Annotated in this window: 12 protein-coding genes and 1 riboswitch; of the genes, 8 read left to right on the top strand and 4 right to left on the bottom strand. The window is 36.0% G+C overall.

Annotated features, from left to right (window positions below; translation table 11 throughout):
* The first annotated feature begins 471 nt into the window (after nucleotides 1-471).
* A complete protein-coding gene (locus QUF93_RS17950; RefSeq protein WP_289359693.1) occupies nucleotides 472-1,158 on the top strand; it encodes a hypothetical protein in 687 nt (228 codons plus the stop codon).
* Nucleotides 1,159-1,351: 193 nt separating this feature from the next.
* Here the strand turns inward: QUF93_RS17950 and QUF93_RS17945 are convergent, their stop codons facing one another.
* On the bottom strand, nucleotides 1,352-2,026 hold the full coding sequence (locus QUF93_RS17945; RefSeq protein WP_289359692.1) for a CPBP family glutamic-type intramembrane protease: 675 nt from the start codon (nucleotides 2,024-2,026) through the stop codon (nucleotides 1,352-1,354).
* A 227-nt stretch (nucleotides 2,027-2,253) separates the two neighbouring features.
* Nucleotides 2,254-3,927 (bottom strand): alkaline phosphatase, encoded by a 1,674-nt coding sequence (locus tag QUF93_RS17940; protein ID WP_289359691.1) that lies wholly within the window; start codon nucleotides 3,925-3,927, stop codon nucleotides 2,254-2,256.
* A 267-nt stretch (nucleotides 3,928-4,194) separates the two neighbouring features.
* On the opposite strand from QUF93_RS17940, the gene QUF93_RS17935 reads away from it, so the two are divergent.
* Complete coding sequence (locus tag QUF93_RS17935) at nucleotides 4,195-5,247, top strand: pyruvate kinase (RefSeq protein WP_289359690.1); 1,053 nt, start codon at nucleotides 4,195-4,197, stop codon at nucleotides 5,245-5,247.
* Between the two features lie 356 nt (nucleotides 5,248-5,603).
* Nucleotides 5,604-5,879: a DUF1292 domain-containing protein gene (locus tag QUF93_RS17930; RefSeq protein ID WP_002120893.1), complete on the top strand. Its 276-nt coding sequence runs from the start codon at nucleotides 5,604-5,606 to the stop codon at nucleotides 5,877-5,879.
* Between the two features lie 89 nt (nucleotides 5,880-5,968).
* On the opposite strand, the gene QUF93_RS17925 is transcribed toward QUF93_RS17930, so the two are convergent.
* Nucleotides 5,969-6,277, bottom strand: a complete 309-nt coding sequence (locus tag QUF93_RS17925) for a hypothetical protein (protein ID WP_002120891.1) — start codon at nucleotides 6,275-6,277, stop codon at nucleotides 5,969-5,971.
* A gap of 912 nt (nucleotides 6,278-7,189) precedes the next feature.
* Here QUF93_RS17925 and QUF93_RS17920 point away from each other — a divergent pair.
* The 3 genes from QUF93_RS17920 (at nucleotide 7,190) to QUF93_RS17910 (ending at nucleotide 12,093) form a co-directional block, all read left to right on the top strand.
* Entirely contained in the window at nucleotides 7,190-8,644 is a 1,455-nt protein-coding gene (locus QUF93_RS17920; RefSeq protein ID WP_002120886.1) for a YfcC family protein, read from the top strand.
* A gap of 32 nt (nucleotides 8,645-8,676) precedes the next feature.
* Nucleotides 8,677-9,801, top strand: a complete 1,125-nt coding sequence (locus QUF93_RS17915) for a M20 family metallopeptidase (RefSeq protein WP_289359686.1) — start codon at nucleotides 8,677-8,679, stop codon at nucleotides 9,799-9,801.
* A gap of 195 nt (nucleotides 9,802-9,996) precedes the next feature.
* Nucleotides 9,997-12,093 carry a sigma-54 interaction domain-containing protein gene (locus QUF93_RS17910; protein ID WP_289359685.1) on the top strand — a complete coding sequence of 699 codons (2,097 nt, stop codon included), beginning with the start codon at nucleotides 9,997-9,999 and terminating at the stop codon, nucleotides 12,091-12,093.
* Between the two features lie 141 nt (nucleotides 12,094-12,234).
* Here the strand turns inward: QUF93_RS17910 and QUF93_RS17905 are convergent, their stop codons facing one another.
* A complete protein-coding gene (locus tag QUF93_RS17905; protein ID WP_289359683.1) occupies nucleotides 12,235-13,542 on the bottom strand; it encodes a histidine--tRNA ligase in 1,308 nt (435 codons plus the stop codon).
* Between the two features lie 342 nt (nucleotides 13,543-13,884).
* Here QUF93_RS17905 and ybaK point away from each other — a divergent pair, with 342 nt between their 5' ends.
* Together ybaK and QUF93_RS17895 are read left to right on the top strand one after the other, a co-directional pair.
* Nucleotides 13,885-14,361, top strand: a complete 477-nt coding sequence (gene ybaK, locus QUF93_RS17900) for a Cys-tRNA(Pro) deacylase (RefSeq protein ID WP_289359682.1) — start codon at nucleotides 13,885-13,887, stop codon at nucleotides 14,359-14,361.
* 226 nt (nucleotides 14,362-14,587) lie between these two features.
* Nucleotides 14,588-14,691, top strand: a riboswitch (purine riboswitch).
* Nucleotides 14,692-14,865: 174 nt separating this feature from the next.
* Nucleotides 14,866-15,744 carry a 5'-methylthioadenosine/S-adenosylhomocysteine nucleosidase gene (locus QUF93_RS17895; RefSeq protein WP_289359681.1) on the top strand — a complete coding sequence of 293 codons (879 nt, stop codon included), beginning with the start codon at nucleotides 14,866-14,868 and terminating at the stop codon, nucleotides 15,742-15,744.
* Nucleotides 15,745-15,840: the final 96 nt, after the last annotated feature.

Below are 15,840 nucleotides of genomic sequence, written 5' to 3'. Positions count from 1 at the left end.
GTTGAGAAACAAAAAAAATAGGAATTATTTTGTTTTTTTGTATAAATAAAATGTCAAGAAAGATAAAAAATTGATAGGAGAGTATGTTGTTATTTGTAGATTGTAAATCTTCATGTGACAATATACTCTTTTTCTTTTGCTACAGAGGAGAAAAATGAGGTAGAAGAAACTCGAATATTAAAATAAATTTATCGTTTTTTGTACGTATTATTATGAAGATTACTGTCGGAAAGATGGTGATTCGTGTGGAAAGGGATTTTTTTAAGGGAAATAGAATCGTAAAGGGGAGGATAAAGTGAAACTTTAGTCAGTGGGGGTTTTGTTCGTCCCCCACTGATTATTAGTTGAACCAATCGGGCATTTACGGGCAGCCCGACTCCCACCTAACTTCTTTGCTCCATCCGACCTTTGAGGTGGGAGTCTTACTGCCCGTTAATGCGGGATAAATTATATAAACATAGGGGGATTTATATGAAAATGAAAAAGGTCGCTATCGCATCAGTAGCAATTGGTACAATGCTTACAATGGCAGCTTGTAGTACCTTCACAGATAAAGATGAAGCTAAGAAGGATCAAGCAACTACACAGAATGAAGAGCAATCAAAAACGACAAGTGCAGATGAAGCGTCAAAAACAACGAAAGATACCGAAAAAGACACAGATACTTCTTCAAATGAAAAAACAGATAAGGATGCAAAAAATACAAAAGAATCATCAGGAACAGAAAGTAACGGCAAAACAACAAAAGAAAAAGAAACGACAGGAAAAACGAATGATCAAACTACTAGCGGGAAAACAACAGATCAAAGCACAAGTACAAACAATAACGGAAAAACAACGAAAGATCCGAAGAAAAACGTCGCTGTGAAAGCAAATGTAAAAGAAGTTGTTGCGTTAATTGAAAGCTTAGACAAGCAATTAGCTGCAAATCCTAAATTAGAAACAGTAAATAAACTTGGAAAACAAATTAATGAGAAGTGGGATGTAATTGAAAAAGATATAGAGGCATCACATCCAACTGAATACAAAACGATTGAACAAAGTTTGTATCCATTAATTATAAGAGCGGAAAAAGAAAAGATAGATGTTAATAAAATGAAGTCATTAACGACGAAAACGAAAAAAGATTTAAATCAGTTATTGACGAAGCTTTCATAGTTTCAAAAGCCTACTCGTGTGAGTAGGTCTTTTTTTCGGTTGTTGAGGTAGTTGTCTTATTCTATTTAAATTTGTAATTTAGTAATTTTTAAAACTTGTTATTTTTAACGGAAATTTTATTTTGTAAGTATGTGAGACTCGAAAAAGAGCACTTCGTAAAAGTGCTCCTTAATATAGTTTTATTAAATATATTCTAACTTAACAATGTTAATAAGAAAGTAGAAACATCAAATAGGATATGCGCGATAGCACTTGCCCATATTGAATTAGCTTTAAATGCAGCCCAGTTGAAAGGTAATCTAGCTAAAGCGATGACAGCAAAAATCTGAATCAAATTTCCTTGGTATGTAAAATAGTGTGCTAAACCGAAAATAAATGCTCCAATAAGTGTTATTAAAATCATTGCCCATTTTTCATTAATTCCTTTTCTTTTTAAATAGTAGATCCCTAGTATTGATGGGACTAGAACTAAACATTCTTCACCAATTAAACTGAATGCAATAATTACAAAATTAAGAATAGATTGAACGGGAGTATTGTGTTCAAAAATACCACTAGCTGCATTAGTAGCAAATTGATAATGGAAAATATATTTCAGTGATAGTGCGATAGCAAAACTTTGTAAAATGTTCCATACGTAACTTATCAAAATGATTTTAGTTGCTCCCTTTTGTAAGGGACTAAAAGCTAACTTAATACCATCTAGTCCGTAGGTTACATATAATCCAACCAAACCTGCTATCGCCAAAAATGTGAAGCTAATAAGTATTTCTGAAAATACTAAACCTAGATAAGCAATGATAATTAATAAAATACTAAAAATTGCGCGCCAAACATTAATAGGTTTTTGGTTAAAGAGACTGTTCATTTTGACTTCCCCCAAATTTATTAAACGTTTTAATGGTATAAAATTACAAAAAATAGCTTCCAAATGTATTGTATGTTAGGGGTAGTAAATATAAAAGAAGAATGTTTGCAATTACATCAATTAGTTTTAGAAATATGTAAATATTGTGAAGTTGTTTACAATAGCGAAATATAATGAAACAATCCTTTTACTAAAAAAAATTGCCTGTATACTAAGAGGCAATTTTTTTAGCGAGAATGCATTGCGAATAGTTGAATTGCTTTTTCAGGTACATAGAATTTCCCATTGCTTTCTACAACGATGCTTCCTAATTCATGACCTTTCCCACTGATATAGATAATATTTTTATTAACAAACAATTTGGCCTCTGTGTTATTGCGTTTTACTACAAGCACTGGGTTTCGTACATCTTTTTTGTCAATCGTTACAGTTGCGCCAATTTGTTTAAAGGCTGTTTCAGCATCTAAAAATAATTTCTTAGTTATTTCTCCTAATTGAAAGCTCATTGCTTTGGCCATTATTTTCGCAATGTCTGTATTTTGGACTAAACCGTATGGCTTTTGAGGACCGTAAGAATATAAGAATACATCTTCCCCCGTATGACCACCAGTTGTAAAACCGATGTTCGCACGGTTGGCCAATAATTTAGTAAGGATTGGACCTACATCAATTTTCTTTTGTGCGGCTTTTAACTTTTCTCTTTCATCAGCAGTTAGGTTGTCTAAACCGTAAAGAGCAGCTACTTCTTTTATATTAGATAAATCATCTCTTAGTTTATTGGTAGCACCTTCAAGTGTCAGTTTTGCCTTTTTCAGTGGGTCAATGTAAGCTGATACTGGTGTGGTATCATATCCTTTCGTTGTATTGCTGTTACCGATGGAAATACCGCTATTACCGTGATCTGCTAAAGCAATGACCATAGTGTTACCATCTTTCTTCGCAAATGTTAATGCTTCTGTAACCGCATCATCAAACGCCAATACATCGCTAATCATACCGATTGGGTCATTTGCATGTGCTGCCCAATCTGCCTTACTGCCTTCTACGAATAAAAAGAAACCATCTTTATCTTTTGATAATGTTTGAATTGCTTTTCTCGTCATCTGAGAAAGAGTTGGCTGCTCGGGATGATTTGCTTCACGATCCATATCGAACGCAAGGGCAGTATTAGAGAAAGAACCCCAGATTTTATTTGATTTGGAGTTTAATAACGCATCTTTTGTTTCGACAAAGTCGTACCCTTTGCCTTGAATCGCTTTTACTAAATCTTCGTTGTCTTTACGAATCCCATTGCTTGCCTTAGGTTGAAGTGCTGCCTTTCCACCACCTAATACAACTTCTATATTTTGATAAACTTGCTGTTCACCAATTACTTCAAAATTCTTACGGTTAGCATGGTGGGCAGAGAAACTAGCCGGAGTAGCATGCTGAATTTCTGATGTAGCAACGATTCCTGTTGCGCGGCCTGAATGTTTTGCACCTTCTAAGACGTTGGCAACTGGACGAAACTTGCATTCGTCTTTAATGGGTTCTAAGCCAGGTGAATTCACAACAGAAGGTAATACGCCCACGTAGCCTGAATTGGATTTATTTCCTGTCGCTAAAGCTGTGGCTGCCGGTGCAGAGTCCGTAATAGCCGATTCTGCTGAATAAGTACGAACACCTCCGGATACAATTTGATCTAGTGCAAGAGGTGAACCTTTGTACCACCGGGCTAATGTTGTAGCAGAAGAGCTTGTTCCATCTATAACCATGAAAATTACATTTTTAGGTTGCTTTCCTGCTTTTTTCACCTCAGCTTGTACCACGTTATCTTTCATCATGCTTCCTGTAGCTAATGAACCTAGTGCTACTGTTCCTGCTAATGTTAGTCCCATTATTTTTTTACGAAGATTAGTCATTGTGGTTCCTCCATAGGTTGTTTTCGATATAACAATCTAACGTTCGTATGTAAAACAAGATTTATTATTAGTAGTACCCTATTGCAACGAAACTAACAATAACGATTGAGTCAAAATATTGGACACAAAAAGTTAAATTCAAGCTACTTTTTCAGCAATCTCTTCTCCGCATATAAAACCTCTGTGCACCTTTAAGTTACGGTCTTTCCTATAAAAAGAATCTTCTCTTTGTTTTTAGGGAAACATTTGAAAAAGGATGGTGGAAAAATGACAATTGATCGAGTTTGTACAATTGGGCCAGCAAGTAATAATGAAGAAACATTAACTCAGTTAATAAACAATGGTATGAAAATTGTTCGGCTAAATTTATCACATGGCACGCATGAAAGTCATAAAACAATCATTCGTTTAGTAAAATCGTTAGACGATTCTATTAAAATTCTAGGGGATGTACAAGGTCCTAAAATAAGATTGGGTGAAATGAAAGAGGAACAAATTACACTTGAAGCAGGGGAGTTATTTATTTTACATACAAATCCAGTTCAAGGGAATAAAGAAGAAGCAAGTGTTGATTATGTAGGGATTGCGAATGACGTGAAAGTTGGAAGTAGGATTCTTATTAATGATGGAGAAGTTGAGTTAATTGTTGAAAAGGTGAGTAAGGACAAAATAGAAACGAGGATAAAAACAGGTGGAAATATTGCCTCTCATAAAGGGGTAAACTTACCAGGTGCAATTGTTAGTTTACCAGCTATTACAGAGAAAGATAAAAAAGACATTCAGTTTCTTTTAGAAGAGAATGTTGATTTTATTGCGTGTTCCTTTGTGCGAAAACCTAGTCATATAAAGGAAATACGAGATTTTATACAAGAGCATAAAGAAACTTCGCCCCATTTAATTGCAAAAATAGAAACGATGGAAGCAATCGAGAATTTTCAAGACATATGCAAAGAAGCAGATGGCATTATGATCGCAAGGGGAGATTTAGGTGTGGAATTGCCGTATCAATTTATTCCACTGTTACAAAAAATGATGATTCGTGAGTGCAATCAATCGAATACATATGTAATTACAGCGACACAGATGCTTCAATCTATGGTAGATCATTCTATTCCTACAAGAGCTGAGGTGACTGATGTATTTCAAGCTGTATTGGACGGAACGAATGCTGTTATGCTTTCTGCTGAAAGTGCGTCAGGGGATCATCCAATCGAAAGTGTGAAAACATTACGTCTCGTTTCTGAATTCGCTGAACATGTAAAAAAAGACGGTCCTTTTGCGATGAAAGATGTACTGGAATTACTGCATAAATCTCTTTAGTTTATATAGAAGGATTCATCTCTCATCCTAAAAACGTACGGAAACGAATCAGGGTATGAGGTACTATTACAGATTGAAAGGTGGCATGCCTGCTGCCTATATGAAAGAATCATTATGGAACATGGAGGTCTTTCGAAAATCTAAAGGAGGATTTTAAATTAGTTAATCCCATTATCTAATTTAAAATATGTTCATTCCTATTCATAAATGATATCCTTATAGTTGAATACTTTTGCTGAACCAGCAAGAATTTGTTGTTCTTTCTGTATGAATTCAACTTTTTTATGGAAAGATATGTTAGTAAGTGTGCAATGTGAACGTTTTATTTTTTAGAGTATGATAGGAGGAGAATGAATATGGAAGCAATTGAAGTAGGCGAAATTTTTAGTCTTAGCGATGAGAATAATGAAGAGCAGGAAGTTGAAGTGCTTGGAGCGATGGATGTCGAAGGAGCAGAATACATTGCGGTTGCCTTTGTAGAAGACATTCAAACAGAAACAGAGGAAGACATTGATATCTTCTTTTTAAAAGTAGAAGAAGATAATGAATTCTCATACATAGAGAGTGATGAGGTATTTGAAAAAGTATCTGCTGCGTTTGAGAAGATTTTGGACGAGCAAGAACAAGAATAAAAATAGTTAGACAAAAGAGGGAGATGCATATCTGCCCTCTTTTTTGTATATGGTTGAAAAACCTTCCTCTAATTTCTGTTTTCAATCCACTATGAATCATAAACTTCTTTTGTGTTCGTGGAAGCTGCATCTAATAGAAGGAAAATCGACGCTATAATATGTATAGCGATTTGTATATAGGGAAAGAAAGCAACTAGAATAGTGAGGATTCCTATATAATTAGCATAGGTTTTCATGCCTTCCTTTTTAGCTAATAAAATTGTAATGATGTGTAAAGTAATTACTGTAAGTAGCGGTATCCCATATAAGTCAACTAGTCCTTGAAGTAAATAATAAGGAATTAATAAAAGATGAGAGATACCTGTAGTCCACTTTAGTGCTTTTACGACTGCCTTCAAAGTTAATTCCTCCTAAATAATATGTACTTATGAATATGGTACCAAATATAGTGGGTGAATGGACATGTTTTTTGTTCACATTTATAGTGATCGATAATTATATTATGTAAAGTTAGGTCTGTTACAGGACTGGTTATAGTCCAAAGTTTGTGTGAATAGAAATTAAAAATAAAAAAATTTTAAAAGTACATTATTTTATTGTATTTTAGTGATGTTTAGAATAAAATCATTGGCAAAAAAAGGAAAGTGTTTTTATTGAGTAATCCGTTTCTTCCGAGGTTTTTAAGAAGATTTTTTGTATTTTTAGGGTGCTTCTTTGGTTGTTTAGTTTTGGCGTCTATTTTAGATTCTCTGTTTTTAATTTTAGTTACAATTAGTACAGTGGTAGTGGTTCCTGTTTATTTTAATATGAAAGATAATAAGGAAAAAGTCTCTTCTATTTTGTTTCTTGAATAATCCAAACTAACTATCTCTTATTTTGAGCTGGTTTATGGAGAGTTATGATATTGATGTGCAAATTGGGCTTAAAGTTGAAGATTTGATGAACGTGACGAGAGTGTAGTTTGGTGAGGTAACGAAGTAAATATACATAGGAAAAGAAGTTCTATTTTTATGGAGCTTCTTTTTATTTTATGAATCTTTTCAACTTACAATAATGGTTGTATTATAGGTTATCCAATAACTAAAAAAACACCTAAAAACTGCCCGTATGTTATCATTTAACAGAATATTTGTGGTATTTTAAATTGGCATGATTCTTGCTAGATAAGAAATTGTGAGTTCCGAATTTTATAATACGATGGATTGGGGTGGGTAGCCTATTGAGGAGCTAATCAAAATAATGGGGGGAATGTTTCAAAAGATAGAGGAGGAGCAAGGTGAAAATAGAACTTTTGAATTGGAGGACACTTTATGCAATCTATTAGGAAAGAGGAAGCTGTTGAAAAAACAGCTAATCAGGTGAGAGTAGAGAAGAAAAAAAGGTTCGTACAGCCTGACGCTTATGTTTTATTATTTTTTGTTGCATTGATTTGTGCTATTGCTACATATATTTTACCGGCAGGTGGATTTGAAAAGATAAAAAAAGGGGATATCACTCTAACTGTGCCTGGAAGTTTTCATTATATTGATTCAAATCCAACAGGTTTTGTAGACTTCTTTACTACAATTCAACACGGAATGGTAAAAGGTGCACCACTTATTTTCCTTATTCTATTTACAAGCGGAGCCTTAGCAGTCATTGAAAAATCAGGTGCAATTGATGCGTTTCTTAAGGCAACTCTTACTCGATTCAGAAATCGCTTGCTGTTTTTAATTATTCCTGTAGGATTGCTATTTTCTGTTTTGGGAACGACTGGGATTGTGGTTAATTCGGTAATCGCTTTCATACCGTTAGGATTACTTATTGCACGTGAATTGAAATTGGATCCTATTTTCGGTGTTTCTCTTATTTATCTAGGAACCTATGCTGGTTGGAACGTACCGGTTTTCGCTCCTCAAACGCTTGGACTATCTCAGCGTATTGCTGAACTTCCGCTTTTTTCGGGAATGGGCTACCGGATTATTATCTACCTAACATTTTTGGCTGTTACTCTTATTTATATATATTTATATGCACGCAAAATTCGAAAAGACCCAACAAAGAGTATCCTTGGTCCAGAATCGTTCAATTCTGAGAGTGTAGTGAAAAGTGCTGAAGTGGAGACGACGGTAACGGTTTCCTTGCAGCAAAAATTAATTTTATCGTTTGCGGGATTGTCTCTGTTAGGTTTTATAATTTTCTCTCAGATATATAAATGGACAGAAAATGAAATGGCTGGTCTTTTCATTTTTATTGCCATCGGCGCTGGTTTGATTGCTCGAATGAGTGCAAATGATATTGCATTGACATTTATTCAAGGTTGTAAACAAATGGTCTATGGAGCTCTTATTGTAGGGATGGCCAGAGCAGTGGGCTTAATCCTTGAGGATGCAATGATATTAGATACCATCGTCAATACGTTGGCTCAATTCCTTGAACCGTTGTCACCAACTGCTGCTTCGATTGGAATGTTTATTGGAAGTGCAGCACTACACTTTTTAATTTCTTCAGGTTCTGGGGAAGCGACGGTGTTGATGCCGATTCTTGTTCCTTTGGCAGATTTGCTACATATTACACGTCAAGTAGCTGTCCAGGCAGTTATTTTTGGGGAAGGATTAGTAAATACCATCAATCCGACATCCGGTGTATTGATGGGGATATTAGTAATGAGTGGCATCTCTTATGGAAAATGGTTGAAATTCATGATTCCATTAACGGCAGTTTGGTTTGTTCTCTCATGTTTTTTCATTATTCTCGGCATGATGATCAACTGGGGGCCTTTTTAAGAAATTGACCATTAATAAAGGAGACTTCAAATATGGATAACGTATTAGAATATTTAAAGCAACACCAAGAAGAAATCTTGAAGGATCTAAAAAAAATTGTGCTAGCTGAGTCGCCTTCGCGCTCGAAAATGCAGGTAGATCAATGTGGAGAAGTGATTCAACAGCTGTTTAAGGAGTATCTTGACATTGAGGCAGAAGTGATTTCTCAGGAACATGTGGGGAATCATCTGCGGTTTAGTTATGGGAAAGGCGATGACCAAATCTTAATTATCTGTCATTTTGATACTGTCTGGGAGGTGGGAAGACTTTCCTACCGAGTAGAAGGAAACAAGGCGTATGGGCCAGGCATCCTAGATATGAAAGGAGGAATTATCCAAGCTCTTTGGGCCTTGAAAGCCTGCCGTGAGTTGGGAATTACCTTAAATAAGAAAATTATTTTCTTTTGCACTAGCGATGAAGAGATTGGAAGCAATACATCTAGGGCATTGATTGAACAGGAAGCTTTAAAGAGTCAAGCTGTTCTCGTTCCGGAGCCAGCAGCGGCACATACAGGTGCACTTAAAACGGCTCGAAAAGGAATTGGTAAGTTTTCAATCCAGATTAAAGGAAAAGCAGCACATGCAGGGCATAATCATCAAAATGGAATCAGCGCGGTACAGGAAATGGCTCATCAGATTTTATTCTTGCACTCACTTACTGATTATGAGTTGGATACAACTTTAAATGTCGGCGCAGTAAGAGGAGGGAGTGCCGGGAATGTGGTAGCAGAACGAGCGGAATTGGCTGTGGATCTGCGGATCAGCCAGTTCGATGAGGGGGAGCGTATTTCAAAAATTATTTATGGGTTAAAGCCACATTTGGAAGGGGTATCCTTACTGGTTTCAGGTGGAGTTACCCGCCCGCCCATGGAAAGAACAGCTGAGAATGCAAAGTTGTTTAACCTGGCAAAAATATGCTCATCTAAATTAGGTTTTCACTTGACTGAGGAATCAGTGGGTGGGGGAAGTGATGGGAGTTTTACTTCTGCGTTAGGCATTCCAACGCTAGATGGGTTAGGGCCAGTTGGAGAAGGTATCCATGCTGAAAATGAACATATTGAAATCGAACAGCTTCCAGTTAGGGCTGCTCTAATAGCCCACCTACTTCGTAAATTATAATTTTCATACATAAAAATGGAACTTCAGGTTTGGTACTTACATTTTTTAGCATAGGAAAGTGTGAAAAATGAACAACTTCCTCTAATGGTTGTTTGGTTTCCTTGGAATACTCCAACAGAAGTTTTATGAGGTATAGTTTTAGGTTTGTGTTTAAGTTATTATTATTTTTAAAAAGGGTTTTAAGAGGAGAGAAAAATGGAGAGACCAAGTATTTTACTGCTAACAAGAGGGGAAAAACTAGCACAAACCTTTGAAACTAATTTGAGAATGTTTTTCGGTACCAATATTCAAGTTTATACCGTTCATGAACATGGGGAGCTAGATAGCAAATTAGTGGATGAGTGTGAACTGATTCTAGTTTCTGCGGAAAGTATGTTGGAGCGTTTACCAAAATCATTCCATGAGCGGGCACTGTTTGCCAGAAGAACCGTTCATTTGCCAAATCTCGAAAAACTGATGGATTTAGCTCCGGGAACCCGATGTTTATTTGTTTCAAACAGTATGGATACGATTTTAGATGCCATTGAGCTTTTGAATCGCCTGGGGTTTGATCATTTGCATTTTATTCCATATGTTTCGCAGCCAACTGAAATCCAGCCTGCACTTGAGGGGATCGATGTGGCGGTTACTCATGGATTAAAAGAACTTGTCCCGGCGACAATTGGCAAAATAATTGATTTAGGCATACGCCCAATTGATTTGACAACGATTTATGATATTGCTCAACAATTGAATTTGCCTATAGAAAATGCGCATTTCTATACAGCGGAGTTTTTTAGTGATTTTGTCCGCCTCGGAAGAAATTTAGCTAACTCCGTAAATAATGAGAAGCGGTTAAATCAAAAACTGGAATCCGTATTGAATGCTGTTCACGAAGGGATTATCAGTATGGATGAATGTGGAGACATTACGGTTTTTAATGAAGAAGCGGAGAAAATTCTCGGCTTGTCTGCAAAGAATTGCTTTGGAAAGACGTGTTGGGATGTAGTTCCAGAGTTTAATCTGAATCAAATTTTTCAGTCTCATGTGGAGGAGGCCAATCAATTATTAGAGATACGGAACAAGGTTCTTCTGGTTACTAAGGTTCCTATGATCATGGACGGGCATTTGATGGGCGTCGTTGTTACGTTTCAGGATGTCACAATTGTTCAAAGAAATGAACAGGAAATCCGCAAAAATAGTAGCCGTCTAGGATTAACGACAAAATATTCTTTTGAAAATATCATCGGTGTAAGCGATTCCATAATATCTACGAAACAGGTCGCTGTCAGACTAGCAGAAAGTGACTTTACTGTATTAATCACCGGAGAAAACGGTACAGGAAAAGAAGTATTTGCTCAAGCAATTCATAAGTATTCCACACGGCGGGATGGCCCATTCGTCCCGGTCAATTTTGCCGGTCTTACAGAAAGTTTGGCAGAAAGTGAATTGTTTGGATACGAAGAAGGCTCTTTCACAGGAGCTAAAAAAGGAGGGAAAATGGGTCTATTTGAATTGGCTCATAATGGAACCATTTTTCTGGATGAGATTGGGGATGCTCCTCTCAGTATTCAGGCTGCTTTGTTGCGTGTGCTCCAAGAACGGCAAGTAATGCGGGTAGGAGGAAATCGCGTAATTCCTATTAATGTTAGGGTGATTGCTGCCACAAATCGAAACTTGAATAGTATGGTGTCGAAGGGTGATTTTCGAGAAGATTTGTACTATAGGCTAAACGTTTTACCATTAAATATCCCAAATCTTAGAGAACGGCAAGAAGATCTTTTTATTCTCATTGACTTTTTCCTGTGTGATAATGGGATAAATCTACAATTTACACCTGAAGTGAAAAATGTTCTTTTAAACTACAGTTGGCCGGGGAATATTCGGGAGTTAGAAAATTTTGTTAAGTACTTGAAAGTAATCGTAGAAGGAAATACAGTGAAATTACAACATATTCCTGAACGTATATTGAATAACCACGTCTTTTTGTCACGTTCTAATGGTGTAACAGCCGAAGCGGAAACAGTGGAAAGAGAGGACATTCTCCAATTCTTGTCACGTCACGGTTCTCTAATGGATTATGAGGAAATATTGACGATCCTATGGAATATTAGTAAACGGCAGGAGCGAGCGGGACGAACACTCTTATGTTCATTGGTCTCCCGTCCATTGTCTGAAGCTCAAATTCGTAATAAGCTATTGATTCTCAAACGTTGTGGCTGTGTCGCAATAGGCGTTAAGAAGCAAGGTACGACAATCACTCCTATCGGAATACAGGTCTTACAACTTATTAGGGAGAAATTAATTAAGTAAAAAGGAAGTTTATTAGCTATGAAAATATAGGAAGCTATAATTTCACGTGCTAAGGTTCTGTTCACCAAGTGAAAAAGAAAAAGTGGCTGTCACGTCGGACAGCCACTTTTTAGCTTACATAACTTACATGTTGAGAACACTTCATATAGTAGGCACATTAAAATAATTATTTAACGTATTATCTTTCAAAGAAGAAAGGGGGACCTTTACTTCATTACCTTCTTTCATATTCCGCAGTACAGCAGTTTCTGTAGCTAATTCTTCTTCCCCAATAATAAGTACATACGGGATATTCTCTTTATTGGCATAATTAAGGGCACGTTTCAATTTACGTCCGGCTAATTCAAGTTCGATTTTTAAGGAAGTAGTAGAACGCAATTGCTGGGCAATTTGTAAGCATTGTAATTCTGTCCCGAGTGGGATGATAAATAAATTCGCTGTAGATGATATGGTTTCTTTCTGTGATAGTGCTGTATAAATAACGTCTAAACCGAATGAAATACCGACTGTTGGATAGTTCATATTATCACCACGGAATGCTCCAATAATATTATCGTATCGACCACCGCTACCGATGCTAGATGTAATCGTGCCATCTTTTAGAAAAATTTCATACACAGTACCTGTATACATTGTGAGTCCTCTTGCTAAAAACGGATTGAATATCGTATTTTCATTTATTCCGAGGGCGATTAAATATTGCTGTAGTTGTTGTAGTTCCTCTACTCCATCGGCGACAAGTGTATTATTGAAAGTGTCTTTAAAGTCGGCTATAGGGAGCTTTAGGCAAGATAAAACAGTATTACATATTGTATCGGCCATTTCTACAGTAATCCCGCGCTCCAATACATCTTTTCGTACACCATCAATCCCAATCTTTTCGATTTTATCCAATGATAAAATTACGTCACTCGTTAATTCGGTAGGGATGTTAATAGATTGGAGAATACCATTTAATAATTTTCGATTGTTATATTGAATCGTTACTTCTAAGTTTAACGTTCGGAATAGTTCAAATGCCATGCTCATGAGTTCAGCTTCTGCCATGACTGATTCTACACCAACTATATCAACATCGCATTGAATGAATTCACGGAATCGTCCTTGCTTAATTGGACCATCTCGAAATACTTTTCCAATTTCATAGCGTTTAAAAGGGAGGCGAATATTTGGATTCATCGCCACAACTTTTGCGAATGGAATTGTTAAATCGTAGCGTAAGGCAAGCTCGCGTTTCCCTTGATCTTGCAGTGTATATATTTCTTTTAAAATTTCATCACCACCGCCGTACTTGTAAGACATAAGTTCATACATATTTAACGTTGGTGTCTCTAACGGTTTACAGCCATAACGTTCAAACGTATCTTCACAAGCCCTTTTAATTTTATTTCGCAGCACTTGTTCCTCTGGTAAATAGTCTTTCGTTCCTTTTACATTTTTCATTTCCATAGTAATCACTCCTCTTTTAAATTAAAAAAAGCTATGCAGGTATAAAAATACCCACATAGCTTTATGAACGCTTCGTGGGTCAACAGGAAAAGCCCTGTACCCACGAAGAAAAATTTTTCTTCGGATACACGGCGTTACGTATGATGAAGTTGGAAAGAAGTATTAATAGTACGCATAAGAAATCTCTCCTTACAATAAGTTTTTCAAAATTATATCAGATGATTTTTGAATTATCAATATTTTTAGTTTTGAAATATACGTGAAGTTATGTAGGAGAAATGGAAAAGAGTGTATAATAAAAGAAAACTTAATAATATGAAATAACCTTTTAAGGAGATCACTATGAAAAAAGATAAAACAAATGCGATGCGAATATTAGATAAAGAAAAAATCGAATATTCGATGATGTCATATAATCCAGATGATGGGAAAATTGATGGTGTATCAGTAGCGGAGAAAATTGGACGAGAAGTGAGAGAAGTATATAAAACGTTAATCGCTCAAGGGAATAGTAAAAATTATCATGTTTTTATCATTCCAGTAGATGAGGAACTAAATTTAAAAGCAGCCGCAAAAGCAGTAAGTGAAAAGAAGATTGAAATGATTCCTGTTAAAGATATTACGAAAGTTTCAGGGTATATTCGCGGCGGTTGTTCACCAGTCGGCATGAAGAAGTTATTTTCTACATGTATCGCTGAAAGCGCCCGATCACTTGAAACGATTATTGTAAGCGGCGGGAAAATTGGCGTGCAAATTGAGCTGAAAGTTGATGACTTGGCGAAAGTGACGAGAGCGCAGTTTGGTGAAGTAACGAAGTAAATATACATAGGAAAAGAAGTTCTAGTTTTATGGAGCTTCTTTTTATTTTTGGGTGGTTGTTGTGGGTTAATCTAGTTTAGGATATATTTTTTTCGGTATAACACATTGTGAAAATAGGGTTTTCTATTGATTTATCATTTAAAAAACGAACATTTTAAAATTTTATGCAAAAAACGTTCATATTTTTATTGCGCATACACTAATAGTTTGTTATATTATCCATATAATAATTTTGAATAACATCACTCGTATATACTCGGTAATATGGTCCGAGCGTTTCTACCTAGTTCCCAATGAAAGAACTGGACTACGGGTTAAAGTATTCGGTCGTTCTGTGTAATGAGCGCTACCGATCTATAATTTAGCATTCTCCTTACCTTTTGCTGAATTCACTTTGACTACCGTAGTTCTAGAAAGTAGAGATTCTTCTACAATTTCTAGAACTTTTTTCTTTGGACCAAAACCTCGAGTATATAAAACAACAAGAGAAAGAGGAGATTATTTATGAAGAAGAATACGTTGAAAAAATGTGCTGCCCTAGTAACTACTGTTGCATTGTCATTCTCGATACTTGCGGGATGTAATGCGAGTCCGAAACAAGTTGAGGCAAAAAGCAATCAAAAACCAATCTTAATTCAAGGGCCAATGCCGATAGAAGCTGAAAAGTTTGCAAAAAGGTTAAAAAATGTGAAAGAAGAAAAGTCTGGAACTTTCGTATTTTATAAAGGAACTGTCGATAATTATCCTGTAATCGTAGCGAAAACAGGTAAAGGAATGGAAAATACAGCTGCCGCTACAGCAGTAGCTATTGAAAAATATAAGCCTCAGGCGATTATTAACCAAGGAACATCAGGTGGACATGATCCAAATTTAAATGTATTTGATATCGTTTTAGGAAAACAAGTAGCAAACATCGGGTCATTAAAAACAACAAATATGGATGAGAATCAAGGAATTGAGCCGACAAAATGGATTGCTATGGATTTAATGGCTTCTGAAGGAAGTGCAGGAGAAGATCCAAATGCTGAGAAGGTCCGATACTACGAGGGAGATAAGGATTTACTTGCAGCAGCGAATGCGGTAAAAGACACATATACAAAAGGTAAAGTAGTTGAAGGTACGATTGGTTCAGCAGACGTTTGGAATAATGAAGTGGATAGAATTAAATGGTTCCATACAAAATACGGTACATCTGTTGAAGAAATGGAAGGCGCTGCAGCAGCGCAAATCGCAAAAGCTTATGACGTACCATTCTTAGGAATTCGAGTATTATCTAACAATAAAACAAACGGCGGAAAATACAATCCAAATACAGCAGCGGCCAATCAAGAATATGTATATGAAGTAGTTAAAAAGTATATCGATTCGATGCCAAATAAATAAGTAAATAAAGGTAGTTCTATTCTCAACATAAACATTAAGTAACTACAAAATTTTTCGAGACAGATAGACCTATATTAGGATTAGTAGTTGGAAAAG

This window comes from Bacillus hominis (assembly GCF_030348325.1).
GTDB lineage: Bacteria > Bacillota > Bacilli > Bacillales > Bacillaceae_G > Bacillus_A > Bacillus_A hominis.
The sequence above is the reverse complement of the archived record's forward strand: the minus strand, read 5'-3'. Positions and strand labels throughout refer to the sequence as shown.

Excerpts from the sequence above, each read along its gene's own strand:
- ybaK (WP_289359682.1), top strand. The coding sequence starts at position 13,885 with ATGAAAAAAGATAAAACAAATGCGATGCGAATATTAGATAAAGAAAAA.
- QUF93_RS17895 (WP_289359681.1), top strand. The coding sequence starts at position 14,866 with ATGAAGAAGAATACGTTGAAAAAATGTGCTGCCCTAGTAACTACTGTT.
- QUF93_RS17920 (WP_002120886.1), top strand. The coding sequence starts at position 7,190 with ATGCAATCTATTAGGAAAGAGGAAGCTGTTGAAAAAACAGCTAATCAG.
- QUF93_RS17945 (WP_289359692.1), bottom strand. The coding sequence starts at position 2,026 with ATGAACAGTCTCTTTAACCAAAAACCTATTAATGTTTGGCGCGCAATT.
- QUF93_RS17940 (WP_289359691.1), bottom strand. The coding sequence starts at position 3,927 with ATGACTAATCTTCGTAAAAAAATAATGGGACTAACATTAGCAGGAACA.
- QUF93_RS17950 (WP_289359693.1), top strand. The coding sequence starts at position 472 with ATGAAAATGAAAAAGGTCGCTATCGCATCAGTAGCAATTGGTACAATG.
- QUF93_RS17930 (WP_002120893.1), top strand. The coding sequence starts at position 5,604 with ATGGAAGCAATTGAAGTAGGCGAAATTTTTAGTCTTAGCGATGAGAAT.
- QUF93_RS17910 (WP_289359685.1), top strand. The coding sequence starts at position 9,997 with ATGGAGAGACCAAGTATTTTACTGCTAACAAGAGGGGAAAAACTAGCA.
- QUF93_RS17905 (WP_289359683.1), bottom strand. The coding sequence starts at position 13,542 with ATGGAAATGAAAAATGTAAAAGGAACGAAAGACTATTTACCAGAGGAA.
- QUF93_RS17935 (WP_289359690.1), top strand. The coding sequence starts at position 4,195 with ATGACAATTGATCGAGTTTGTACAATTGGGCCAGCAAGTAATAATGAA.
- QUF93_RS17915 (WP_289359686.1), top strand. The coding sequence starts at position 8,677 with ATGGATAACGTATTAGAATATTTAAAGCAACACCAAGAAGAAATCTTG.